Genomic DNA, 13,193 nt, shown 5'->3' on the forward strand with positions numbered 1-13,193 from the left:
TTTAAACCCTATATCTATGAAAAAACTTTTAATACTACCCAGCTTGTTTTTTCTTTTTGTAAGCACTTCCTGCCACAAAGAAATCAAATCCGAAAAAGGAGGAATCGATGTTGTCTCCAATGTATATTTTGATGTTTCCAAAAATCTGAACAATATCCAAAGTTTTCATTTGTCAAGCCTTAATTATTCAGGAGATTCCATAATAGAAAGGATTCCGGATGTTGATGCTCCCGAAATAACCCAACAGATTTATTTCATTAAAGATTCATTGTGCTATACTATTGAAAATGAAAATCCCGGCAAAATTATTCTGTCAGACATCATAAAGAAACAAAAGCCGCTTTCGGTTGAAAAGAAAAAAGGAGGAACATTGTTTTCTCAGGAAAAAATCCCCAATTACAGAAACAGAAAAAATCTGAATGATACGGTTTTGTTTAAGAAAAAATACAAACGATTTGAAATCAACTCACCTTGGATGTACACCCGGTTTTACATTTATCCAACGGATACTATTTTACCGTACTCTATTTACAAACACGCGGAAAAGGACTACCACGGAAGGCTCGAAAGGATTGATTCTTACAATAAAAAGACGGACATATTCGTGACGCTTCAATTAATATCAAGAAAAAACTGGGACAGTGAAGCCAAAGAAATTTTTGAATTTAACCACTTCATAAAAAACAGAAAAAAGTGAAAGATGAAGATTTTTTTAATGAGATAAATGATGACATTTCTGTAGTTGAAGGAAATAAAAAGGAACTTATTGTTTTCACAAACAGTAAGGATATGCTTTCATTCTTGGAGCTTCTTCAATTGAACAAGCAAGTCAATAATAGAACAATTATTACCTTAAATTCCGGTTCCAATAGCAAAAAGTTCCTCAATAGATACCAGAATTATGATGGCAAAATGTTTTTATGTCTGAGCGGGGACAGAACAGGAAATGCAATAACCAGAAAAATTCTTACAGAATTTAATGGCAAAAATATCAAAGACGTTCGTCCGTTGTATGAAATTTCTGAAAATGGGAATCAAGACCTGACCGAATATTTAGAGAATAAACTCAATTTTCAAGATAAAAATACTAATTTAGTTGAACCAAAAATTTCTGAAAATGAAAGCAATGCAATTGAATCCGGAACAACATCCGATCCTCAGCAAGTGGGAAACGGAACACCTGAACAAAACACTGGAGAACTTGGCTCAAAAATCCAATCCGAGCAAAACGGAAGTTACGAAAGCGGACAAGCAGTGGGCAGCAACAATGCTGGAAATGGACTTGCAGGCACAGAACGGAGCGATTTGGGAAACCGAAACCGAGGAAGAGGATCCAATGGAGGAACACAACCGCAAAATGATGAAAAAAATGAGGGAAGAGAATATTCCTTGGGCGGAATCGTATCCGGGAGAGCTATATCCGATAGAAGAAGATCCGATAGAAGACCTTCCGAGGTAAGTGAAAATTCAACAAATAAGGTAGAGCTAGATGTTCTCATTTCAAAATATAAAGGGCGAAAACTTAATAATGAACAAGTTGCGGAAGTAGTTTCTGCAGCTTGTTTTGTTTCTAATGACAACAGAATTCTTCTCAAAGAAAATCTGAAAGTCACGGATGATTTAAAAGAAATCTGCAATCAATTCCAAAGTGGCGGAACCGCAAAAGAAGGCAGAGGGATTTTAGATGAATATTACACACAAGATAAAATTGTCGATGCAGTCCGCAATTTAATCAAAGACCATTTCAAAACTCAAAAAGAAATTTCTGTTTTAGAACCCAGCGTTGGTACAGGAAATTTTATCTATGCCACTCGCGAATTATCTGTAAATTCTAAAATTACAGGCTTTGAAATCAACGAAACCACGGCGAAAATTGCAAAAATTCTACATCCCGAAGTCGAGATCAACCTTCGTTCGTTTGAAACTGAATTTATTGATGACAGAGGTAATAAAAAAGACTCAAAAGATTTTTCAGAAAGATATGATTTGGTCATCGGAAATCCGCCTTATGGCGAACATCGTGGGCTTTACAAAGGATTAGGCGAAGAACCTAAAATTTCAAAATACGAAGATTATTTTGTTAAACGGTCATTAGATTCTTTGAAACCCAACGGCGTTTTGGCGATGGTTCTTCCATCAGGTTGGCTCAACCGACAAAAGAATTTACAGAATGCTAGTGTTTTGGAAGGTTTCCGTTTACCCAATGGCGCTTTTGCAGGAACACAAATCGGAACGGATATTATCATTCTCAAAAAAAACAATCACCAGATTTCTGCGGATATTTCCAAATATTTTGAAAATAATCACACAAGAGTTCTCGGGGAAAACCGTGAGAAAACCAATCGTTTTGGGCGTTTGGAAAATTATATCCACGGAAATTTGGATGAAGCTCTCTTTAAGATTGAACAATTTAAAAATAAAAAAGAAACCGAGAGAATCGGAAATCTTTTTGAAGATTTGTTTTTAGAAAATACTGAGTCCAATTCTGTTACAAAAGTTCCTGTAAAAAAAGAAATTATTGCGGAGAAAATAGATGAGTTGAATTTAACAGAAACTCAAGAAAAAATTGAATTGGTACTTTCTAAACTCAATAACATCAAGTTTAAATCTCCCACCATTACGACTGAAATAAGAAAGTATGAAAAACTGCGCGAAGATTTAATCACAAAACCAGCATCGTTTTCAGAAGAAAAATTAAAAGAATTGATAGAAAAAAGTGATAGAATAATTTCTATTCACAATACGAGAACTGAGAAGGAATATAAAGTCCAAACGGAGCCTTCCATAAAGAAAGGAATTTTAAAATATCAATTCTCCAAACAGGATGAAATTGTAAATACTTCCTTGCAAAATAGTTCAAACATTACGAAAGAACAAATTGAAGCATTCAGAGATACATCTTACGATGGAACGCTCAACAATCACGAAAAACATTCCAAATTTTCAAATTATTCTGATGGAGTTTGGATTCACGATTTTTATTATGCAGAAGGAAATATTTATGCGAAGTTAGAGCAGCTCGAAAAAGATTTTGCAGATAAAAATGCTGTTGGTGGAACGGAAAATCAGTACGAAAAACAAAAAGCATTATTAGAAAATGTTCTACCAAAAGCGAAATCTTTAGATGAAATTTATATCAGTCCGAACCACGAGTTCGTGCACAAATTTGAGTTAGGCCAAATAGAAAAAGACCAATATAATCATATTACAAAACGTACCGAATCAGTCATTGTAGATTACAATCTTGCGGAAAGATTCAAAGACTTTGTAGGCACTTTGTCAAGTGAAGCCTTTGCGGGTTCTTCAGCTTGGGAAGTGCGAAGCTTTGTAGATAATGAAACGGTTACAGGAAGCGATAAAGAGCGAAATGCGTTAGTCAGAGAAAGACGAAAAGCTGCTGCGAATGATTTGTTTTACAAATTTGTACGTGAAGAATTATCAGATGACATTAGAACTCGTTTTGTAAAAGATTTTAACCGCAATTACAATAACATCCACGTTCCGGATTATTCTAAATTCCCATTGTTTTCAAAGATTCATAAGAATTTCAAAGGAAAGGAATTTAGATTAGCAGAGGTTCAGAAGGCGGGAATCGGAAGACAGACCACAAAAGGCGTAGGACTTTTAGCGCACGAAGTGGGTTATGGAAAAACATTGTCCGGAATCCTTTCAATGCACGAAGCAATGGAAAGAGGAAATGCGAAAAGACCAATCATCGTAGTTCCGAATGACAGCATTATGAAACAATGGGTGGAAACGATTTTTGAAACGATTCCCAACGCGAAAGTTAATGTTTTAGGGAATTTGGGGAAAGATTATGACCTTTCAAAATTTGATAATAAAGACGGAGAAATAACCATCGTTACTTATGAAGGTTTTAACAATATTGGATTTTCATCAGAAATAACCGAAGAACTTTCGTCAAAATTCAGTTACATCTCTGCAAGTGAAATGAAGGGCGTTACCAATACCGAAAGAGACCTCCAAATTGAGTTTCAGAAAGAAAAGGAGATTGAGGGAAAAATGAAGCGTGGTAAAATCTATGACTGGGAAGATTTTGGATTCGACCATTTGACTTACGACGAAGTTCACAATGCCAATCATATTGTAGGAAAAGTAAAAATTGAGGACCGAAGATTTGCGTCCGATTTTAGAAGTCAAAACCAACAGACTTCCAAACTGGGAATCAATACCTGGATGGCAGCTCAGTACATTCAAGACAAAAACGACGGAAGAAATGTGACCTTGCTTTCCGCAACGCCTTTTACCAACAAGCCTTTGGAATATTATTCCATTCTTTCTTTAATAGCAAATAAAAGATTAGAAGAATCGGGATATTTCAACGTCAATACTTTCTTCGAGACCTTTATGGAAGCGGATAATGATATGGAAATTGATGCAAAGGGTGATGTGAAATTTAAAGCCAACGTTCGGAGATTTAAAAATAATTCGCTGTTTCAACAATTACTTTCGGAATTCATTGATATAAAAGGAGAAGAAGACAATCCTGAATTAATTCGTCCCAACAAAATTAACAAAGAATATAAAATTGAACAGAATGATCTCACAAGAGAACAGTATGAGCTGCTCAATGAAAATTTCAGTGAGACTGAAAAAGGAGCAATTTTAACACATATTCTCAATGCCAGATTGATTGCTATTTCACCGTATTTATCGCCATTTTATGATGGCGAAGAACCTTCAATAAAAAAATTCATAGAAAATTCTCCGAAGTTAAAAGACACGATGGATTTGATAAGGCAGAACAAAAAAGATCTTCCTGACTCAGGACAAATTGTGTATTCTGAATTAGCAGTTGCTCAGTTTCCAAAAATAAAAGAATATCTCATAACAGAAATTGGTTACAAACCCGAAGAAATCGGAATCATTACCGGGGCGACCAATAAAAACCAAAGAATTTCTATTCAAAATGATTTTAATGAAGGAAAAATAAAAGTAGTTATTGGAAGTGAAGCCATTCAGGAAGGAATGAACCTTCAGGAAAACACAACCGATGTTTATATGCTTACGTTGCCATATAATTTTACGTCACTCCGACAAGTGGAAGGACGAGCCTGGAGGCAAGGAAACAAGAACGAAAATGTGCGGGTTAATTTTATGCTGACCAATGACAGTATTGATGTGTTTATGCTTCAAAAACTGCAATCCAAACAGGCAAGATATTTAGAAGCAATGAAAAAAGGAGCCGATGTTTTGGATATTTCAGACATCAGGACTCAAGAATTAAAAACCTCCATCATTACCAATCCCGAAACCAGAGCCAATATCGAAATCGAACTCATTAAAAAGAAGATTGAAAGTGAAAAAAATAAACATTTGGCCGATAGTGCATTTGTTCTGAGAAAATATGAAGATGTTTTGAAAGTAAAAGAATTGGTAACCCAAGCCGAGCATTCATATAATAGAATTGAAGGCTATTCGAAAAATGGCGATGCAAATGCTGAATATTGGGCAACCCAATTACCATCATATCAAAAAACAATTGAACTTCATAAAGTTCAAGTACAAGAAGTAATTGAAAATTTAGCTCAGAAAGGAATAGATGTTACTCAAATTGAATATCAAACCAAAATGACTGAAGATAAAATTGCGGAACTGGATAAAAAGCTGGAAGAGCTTCCAGCAGTTAGAGAAAATTTAGTAGTTCAATACAGAATAGAAAAAGAGGAACAGCTTAAAGCGAATGAAAATAGAAATTATGTGAGAGAAAGAGCGAGGGAAAATACAGTTTTATATAACAATTTAACAACAGTAGATTTTATAGATAAAGTATTAAACCAAAAAGAGAATATTTACTTAGATAATTTTCAGAATGTTGTCCGAAGAAGGTAGTTATTTATTTGTATATAGCTTAGTAAGATATATTTATATTGATTGTTTAGTACGGATTATTAAAAGAGATTTGTGCTTTGTAAGATACTGTAGTATAAATAATTTTTTTTAAAAGTCTTGTTAGTAATAAATTTTAAAAAAATAGATAAAATTTAATATATATTTATAAATGTAAAATAATTAACTTTGTCGCATGAATTTTCTAAGATTGCTTTTTACAGTCTACTTCATGGCATTATCATTAATGCCATGCATGGATGTTGCAAAAGCGCAATCAAAAAATGAAAATGTATCATATTCCTATATAAAATCTGAGCAAAACGATGCTCATTCAAAAACAGATTCTTGTTCTCCTTTTTGTTATTGTAATTGCTGCAGAATCAGCGTTACTTCGCTCAAAATAAATCCTGTTTTAGAATATCGTAAACAGATAAAAGAGTACTATTCTAAAAAAATTCTTTTCATAAAGAATGACTTTGCATATTTGGTGTACGATCAGATATGGCAACCTCCTAAAATATAATTTTTGTTAATCAGACGGAAGAATTGTCTTTCGTCAAAACAGTTATGGAAACATTGCAATAGCATTGCGTTGTATTCTTACTCATTTTTGTCGCTCGATTTTTAGAACAAATAGTTGTTCCAAAAGGTAGTTGTGACATTCAATAAAAATTATATTCTCATGTTAGATAAAATCATAAGATTTAGCATCAAGAACAAGATTGTCATTGGTATAATGACCTTGTTGTTGATTATTTGGGGAGTTTGGAGCGCAACCAAACTTCCGATCGATGCCACACCCGACATCACCAACAATCAGGTTCAAATAATCACGGTATGTCCTACTTTGGCCGGTCAGGAAGTTGAACAGTTGGTGACATTCCCTATAGAACAGAGTATTGCTAATGTTCCTGATATTGAGGAGACCAGAAGTATTTCACGATTCGGTTTGTCTGTAATCACTGTTGTATTTAAAGAAGAGGTTGACGTTTATTTTGCCCGCCAATTGATCAGTGAAAAGCTGAAGCAGGCTGCTGAAGAAATTCCAAAAGGAATTGGCACACCAGAGTTGGCTCCGGTAAGTACAGGACTTGGGGAAGTATATCAATACATCCTTCATCCAAAGAAAGGAAGTGAGAAAAAATACGATTCCAAAGAACTTCGTACAATGCAGGACTGGATCGTTCGAAGACAGCTTAATGGTACTCCCGGAGTTGCAGAGATTAACAGCTTCGGAGGACAGCTAAAACAATATGAGGTCGCTGTTAACCCTGATCGTCTACGAGCGATGGGAGTTAGTATTTCTGATATTTTTGCAGCTCTTGAAAAAAATAATCAGAACACAGGCGGAGCCTACATTGACAAAAAGCCTAATGCTTATTTTATCCGTGGAATTGGACTTGTGACCTCTCTTGAAGATGTTGGGAATGTTGTAGTTAAAAATGAAACAGGGAGTGTGCCTATATTCATTAAAGATGTTGCTGAGGTTCGTTTGGGAAGTGCGGTTCGATATGGTGCCATGACATTTAATGGTGAGGTGGATGCTGTAGGTGGAGTGGTGATGATGCTTAAAGGTGCTAATAGTAATGAGGTAGTGCAATTAATCAAAGAAAAAATACCAACTATTCAAAAATCTTTACCTACTGATGTGATTATTGAGCCTTATTTAGACAGAACTAATCTAGTTGGCAGAGCTATTGATACTGTCGAGAAAAATCTTATCGAAGGAGCGTTGATAGTGATTTTTGTGCTGGTAGTATTTCTCGGTAATTTACGAGCCGGTCTTATTGTGGCATCTGCCATTCCGTTGTCCTTACTCTTTGCTTTGGGAATGATGAACGTTTTCGGAGTAAGTGCCAACTTAATGAGTTTAGGGGCGATTGATTTTGGATTAATTGTCGACGGAGCTGTTATTATTGTTGAAGCGACTCTTCATCACTTAGGATTGCGGAAAACAACACGTCTTCTTACCCAGTCTGAGATGGATGAAGAGGTATTTCTTTCAGCTTCTAAAATCAGAAGCAGCGCAGCATTTGGGGAGATTATTATTTTGATTGTCTACATTCCTATTTTAACGTTAGTAGGTGTTGAGGGTAAGATGTTTACTCCGATGGCTAAAACTGTAGGTTTTGCAATCTTTGGTGCATTGATATTATCATTGACCTATATTCCAATGATGAGTGCACTTTTTTTATCGAAGAAAATCTCGCATAAAGAAAATTTCTCAGATAAAATGATGAACCGACTCCAAAAAATCTATCAACCTCTACTAGAGAAAGCTTTAAAAGTAAAATATTGGTTAGTAAGTGTTACTGTTGCATTATTTGCAGTTTCATTATTTATATTTGGAAGAATGGGGGGCGAGTTTATCCCTCAACTCCAAGAAGGTGATTTTGCTTTTCACTGTATTCTTCCACAGGGAAGTTCATTAAGTCAGAGTATTGAAACCTCTATGCAGGCCTCCAGGCTGATCAAGCAGTTTGACGAAGTTAAAATGGTTGTAGGGAAGACCGGTGCTGCTGAAGTGCCTACTGATCCAATGCCTCCTGAAGCTACTGATATGATGGTGATCTTAAAACCGCAAAGTGAATGGAAAACAAAAAAATCATATGATGAATTAGCAGATGAGATCTCTGAAAAGCTTGAAGCTATTCCCGGGGTATTTTTCGAAAAAAATCAACCGATCCAGATGCGTTTCAATGAGTTGATGACAGGAATCAGACAAGATGTAGCGGTTAAAATTTTCGGTGAAAATTTAGATTCTTTAGCGATATATGCGGATAAAACAGCAAAAATTATTCAGTCTGTTAATGGTGCGAGTGCTCCACAGATCGAACGTGTTAGTGGTCTTCCGCAAATTAATGTTGAATATGACCGCACAAGAATGGCTAATTACGGGCTGAATATTGAAGACGTAAATACTGCTGTAAGTACTGCTTTTGCAGGTCAGGCTGCAGGTCAGGTATTTGAGAATGAAAGAAGGTTTGATCTGGTGGTTCGTTTGGATAGTTTACATAGAACCAGTATTGATGATGTCAACAATCTGATGGTGTCTACGAAGACAGGAATACAGATCCCGCTTTCACAGGTGTCCAATATCAATTATAAACTTGGCCCCGCACAGATTAGTCGTGAGGCAGGTAAAAGGAGAATCGTCATTGGTTTTAACGTAAAAGGCCGAGATGTAGAAAGTGTAGTAGAAGAAATCCAGCAGAAGCTTAATAAAGAAAAATTACCATCAGGATATTATTATACATATGGCGGACAATTTGAGAATCTTAAAGCTGCCAGTAAACGACTGACCATTGCTGTACCTGTATCATTATTTTTGATCTTTATGCTGTTATATTTTACTTTTGGTTCGCTAAAGCAGGCTGCCTTGATCTTTACGGCAATTCCAATGAGTGCTATCGGCGGTATATTCGCGTTAATGCTTCGCGGTATGCCTTTTAGTATCAGCGCGGGAATTGGGTTTATTGCATTATTTGGTGTAGCGGTACTTAATGGTATTGTGTTGATCGGAACATTTAACGAGTTAGAGAAGGAAGGTGAAACCAATATTTTAAAACGTGTGATGGAAGGAACTAAAACTCGTCTGAGACCTGTTTTAATGACAGCCACAGTCGCATCATTAGGATTTTTACCTATGGCAATTTCAACCGGAGCCGGGGCAGAAGTGCAGAAACCTTTGGCGACCGTTGTAATCGGGGGACTGGTTACAGCAACTTTCTTGACTCTTTTTGTTTTACCGATGTTATACATTATCTTCAGTACTAAACTAAAAATCAAAAAGCCTTCAGGTAATAAGCCACTGACAGCGGTTTTAGTTTTAGGTTTTTTATTCATTGGACAGACCTTTAACGCACAACAAGGTACCCCTGTTACAGTTGAGGAAGCTACGAGCATCGCATTGACCAACAATAATTTAATGCGGTCGAAAGATTTGGATATTAAAGTAACAGAGGCACTGAAACCTACTGCTAAAGAACTTCCAAAAATGAGTTTAGATGCTCAGTTAGGCCAATACAACAGTAAAAAATTCGATCAATCTTTTTCTATATCTCAAAGTATTCCGTTTCCAACATTGTTTAAAGCAAGAAGAGAACTTATCGCTGAACAGATCAAAGGAAAGCAGATCAATAAGGAGATTTCGGTCAACGAACTTGCAAGACAGGTTAGGACCTATTACTATCAGATCGAATATCTGCAATTTAACCAGTCAAAATTAAAAAATCTGGATAGTTTATATCAGGATTTTATAAGAATTGCTACGGTCAGATTTAAATCAGGAGATATTAAAAAGATAGAGATCAATACTGCAGAAACTCAGAAAGGGGAGATCAATTTGTTGTTGAAGCAAAATGAAGTTTATTTGAATAATGCATACAAAAACTTAAAAACCTTATTGAATACTTCGGGAGACATCTCGGTTCCTTATAACACAAATTATGAGCCCCTGAAAGCTAATTATGTATTTGACAGCGCGTCAATAGCGAATCATCCAACAGTAAGGTCTTACTATCAGGAGATGACCATAGCAGAAAAAAATAAAAACGTTGAAAGGTCTCTGGGCCTACCTGATTTCAGTATAGGTTACACCAATCAGTCTTTAATCGGTACCCAGACGATCAATGGTATGGATCGGAATTTTAATGCGGGAAATAGATTTCACGCAGCAACTATTGGCGTTACGATTCCCCTGACTTTCGGTGCTACAAAAGCGAGAATGCAATCTTGGGAGTTCCAAAAGCAAGTAGCGGAATCTAATGCAAAATTACAGCAAAAACAGCTGGAAGCGCAACTGGAAAACGCTTTGAATCAATATCAGCAGGATGTAGAGCAATATAATTATTATATTAATCAGGCTATACCCAATGCTGAGAAAATAGCTAAAGCCGGACAATTGGGATATAAAACAGGAGAAATTTCCTACGTTGAATATCTTTTTGCGCTTCAGACTTCTACCAATATTCAATTAAAGTATCTCGAATCGATTCAACAGGTTAATCAATCTGTTATTACCATTAATTCTATCATAAACAAATAAAATGAAAATTAAATATAATATAGTATCTACGCTGTTAATTTCTTTTTTAGTCTTAAGCTGTGGAAAAAAAGAAGCCTCTGAGGAAACGGAAGTAAAAGCAAAAACCGAACAGGTAGAGGAGGCTCATGAAGAGGCACCGCAAACGATCGCGGCATTAACAGAAGAACAAATGAAAGCAGTCGGAATCTCCTTAGGTAAAATTGAGATGAAAGATCTGACCTCACTTGTTAAAGCCAATGGTGTATTGAGTGTTCCCAACAATAGAAAAGCTACCGTTACCTCTCTGTATGGTGGGGTGATTAAGACATTAAATGTACAGATAGGAGATCATGTGAGGAAAGGGCAGGTAATTGCATCAATCAATAATCCCGAGTATATTCAGCTTCAGGAGCAATATCTTACAGTGAACAGCAGGATCGCGTTTGCTGAACAGGAATATAGAAGGCAACGTGAACTATTTGATAATGATGCCGGAGCAAAAAAGAATCTGCAAAGCTCTGATGCTGAATTAAAAAGTTTAAGAACCCAAAGATCATCACTACAGAGACAGCTCCAGCTTATGGGGATCAGCCCGGGTAAAGTAAGCAATGGTAATCTACGATCTGGGTTGGTTATAACTTCACCGATCAGTGGAACCGTAAGCAGTATCAATGCGCAGATTGGAAGTTATGTTGATGTGGCATCACCAGTTCTTGATATTATTGATAATAGTTCTATCCATTTAGATCTTCAGGTTTTTGAAAAGGATCTACCTAAAATGAAAGTTGGACAAACTGTACAGTTTAAGCTGACCAATAATCCGGAAACTTTGTATAACGCTACCGTATTTAGTATCGGGTCGTCATTCGAAAATGAGAGTAAAACGATCTCTGTACATGCGAGTGTTACAGGAAATAAAGTGGGGTTGATCGATGGGATGAATGTTACCGGAATGGTAAGCCTTGGAAACTCAAGCACCGCTGCCGTTCCTGATGAAGCAATCGTGGAAGCTGACGGTAAATTCTATGTTTTCATACAGACTTCTAAAAAGCCTGAAGAACATGCTGAAGAGGAAGAAGGGGGTGAGAAAGAGGAAGGTACAAAAGAGGCAGCGCATACCAAGAATCAAGGAAAAACATTGAATTTTGAGAAAATAGAAATTGTTAAAGGTTCTTCAGATCTAGGTTATACTGCAATCACTCCAGTGACCAAAATTGCACCTGATACAAACATTGTGGTAAAAGGTGCATTCTTCGTCAATGCTAAATTATCTAATTCAGGAGGGCATGAAGATTAGATTTATTATTACGAAAGCCTTTATATAAAAGTTTCAGCTGTAATAAAAAATAACATTATGCTACGAATCGAATTAAATCGTGAACTACGTATCATAATGTTATATCAAATCTATAAACAAAAGTTATGTTACTAAACAAGAAAATTTCAATCTGGTATTTTATTGATCAAATTAAAAGCCAAATATTACTGATTGTTATACTTGCTGTAGGTATAGGTTTGTTGGATCTGCATCCTATTTTCAAAAAAATATCAATTCCATTAAGCATTCCCGCAATTTTAGGAACTGCTGTATCACTGCTACTTGCATTTAGGACGGCGCAGTCATACGAGAGATGGTGGGAAGCAAGAACCGTTTGGGGTGCTATTGTTAATGATTCCAGGTCTCTTATCCGATTAATTATTCAGTTCATTCCTCAGGATAGTGCGGACGTTAAAATATTTGCAGAAAGACAAATCGTATGGGTCTATGCGTTAGGCGAAGCATTAAGAAAACAGCCTTTTTCCGGTAAAGTAGGGGAGTATTTGAATATGCATCAGATTAACGCTGTTAATATACCCAATGCAATTTTGGATGAACATTCTTATCACTTAAGACAAATAGCCGAAAAAGGATTGGTATCAGATTTCAAGGAGGTTCAGCTTAACGAAGTTCTCATGAGGCTGTGTGACAATATGGGAAAATGTGAAAGATTGAAAAATACGGTATTTCCACGTGCCTATAGTATTTTACTGCATACTCTTATATATGTTTTTGCTTTTATACTCCCTTTCGGATTGGAAGATTCCCAGCTCACCTTGGAAATTATTACAACGATCACTATTCCTCTGCTATTTATAGCCATTGAGAAAACAGCAATCATCATGCAGGATCCTTTCGAGAATACTCCTGTGGATACGCCAATGACATCTATTGCACAAACTATAGAAATCAATATTTTACAGATGATCAAAGAAAATGATATTCCTGTTAAAAAAGAAAATAATACTTACTTCGAAATGTAGAGTCAATCTAGTA

6 protein-coding genes are annotated in these 13,193 nt (G+C 36.0%); all 6 read left to right on the forward strand.

The features are described 5' to 3' along the window. Positions 1 to 16: 16 nt before the first annotated feature. The 6 genes from BUR17_RS18050 (at position 17) to BUR17_RS18075 (ending at position 13,180) form a co-directional block, all read left to right on the forward strand. The gene (locus BUR17_RS18050; RefSeq protein WP_034975921.1) at positions 17 to 697 is read left to right on the forward strand and encodes a hypothetical protein; all 681 of its coding nucleotides are present in this window, start codon (positions 17 to 19) and stop codon (positions 695 to 697) included. Next, positions 694 to 5,853, forward strand: coding sequence for a helicase-related protein (locus BUR17_RS18055; protein ID WP_042279187.1), 5,160 nt, complete (start codon positions 694 to 696; stop codon positions 5,851 to 5,853). Before BUR17_RS18050 ends, BUR17_RS18055 begins: the two co-directional genes overlap by 4 nt. Before the next feature lie 193 nt (positions 5,854 to 6,046). Further along, positions 6,047 to 6,376, forward strand: coding sequence for a DUF6660 family protein (locus BUR17_RS18060; protein ID WP_072410597.1), 330 nt, complete (start codon positions 6,047 to 6,049; stop codon positions 6,374 to 6,376). Positions 6,377 to 6,535: 159 nt separating this feature from the next. Beyond that, positions 6,536 to 10,900, forward strand: a complete 4,365-nt coding sequence (locus tag BUR17_RS18065; RefSeq protein WP_072410604.1) for a CusA/CzcA family heavy metal efflux RND transporter — start codon at positions 6,536 to 6,538, stop codon at positions 10,898 to 10,900. Between the two features lies 1 nt (position 10,901). Further along, positions 10,902 to 12,176, forward strand: coding sequence for an efflux RND transporter periplasmic adaptor subunit (locus tag BUR17_RS18070; RefSeq protein ID WP_028123472.1), 1,275 nt, complete (start codon positions 10,902 to 10,904; stop codon positions 12,174 to 12,176). A gap of 125 nt (positions 12,177 to 12,301) precedes the next feature. After that, entirely contained in the window at positions 12,302 to 13,180 is an 879-nt protein-coding gene (locus tag BUR17_RS18075) for a bestrophin family protein (protein ID WP_028123473.1), read from the forward strand. Positions 13,181 to 13,193 lie beyond the last annotated feature (13 nt).

Origin of the sequence: Chryseobacterium scophthalmum, from assembly GCF_900143185.1 — a bacterium.
In the GTDB taxonomy this organism is placed as follows: Bacteria; Bacteroidota; Bacteroidia; order Flavobacteriales; family Weeksellaceae; genus Chryseobacterium; species Chryseobacterium scophthalmum.

Excerpts from the sequence above, each read along its gene's own strand:
- BUR17_RS18050 (WP_034975921.1), top strand. The coding sequence starts at position 17 with ATGAAAAAACTTTTAATACTACCCAGCTTGTTTTTTCTTTTTGTAAGC.
- BUR17_RS18060 (WP_072410597.1), top strand. The coding sequence starts at position 6,047 with ATGAATTTTCTAAGATTGCTTTTTACAGTCTACTTCATGGCATTATCA.
- BUR17_RS18065 (WP_072410604.1), top strand. The coding sequence starts at position 6,536 with ATGTTAGATAAAATCATAAGATTTAGCATCAAGAACAAGATTGTCATT.
- BUR17_RS18070 (WP_028123472.1), top strand. The coding sequence starts at position 10,902 with ATGAAAATTAAATATAATATAGTATCTACGCTGTTAATTTCTTTTTTA.
- BUR17_RS18075 (WP_028123473.1), top strand. The coding sequence starts at position 12,302 with ATGTTACTAAACAAGAAAATTTCAATCTGGTATTTTATTGATCAAATT.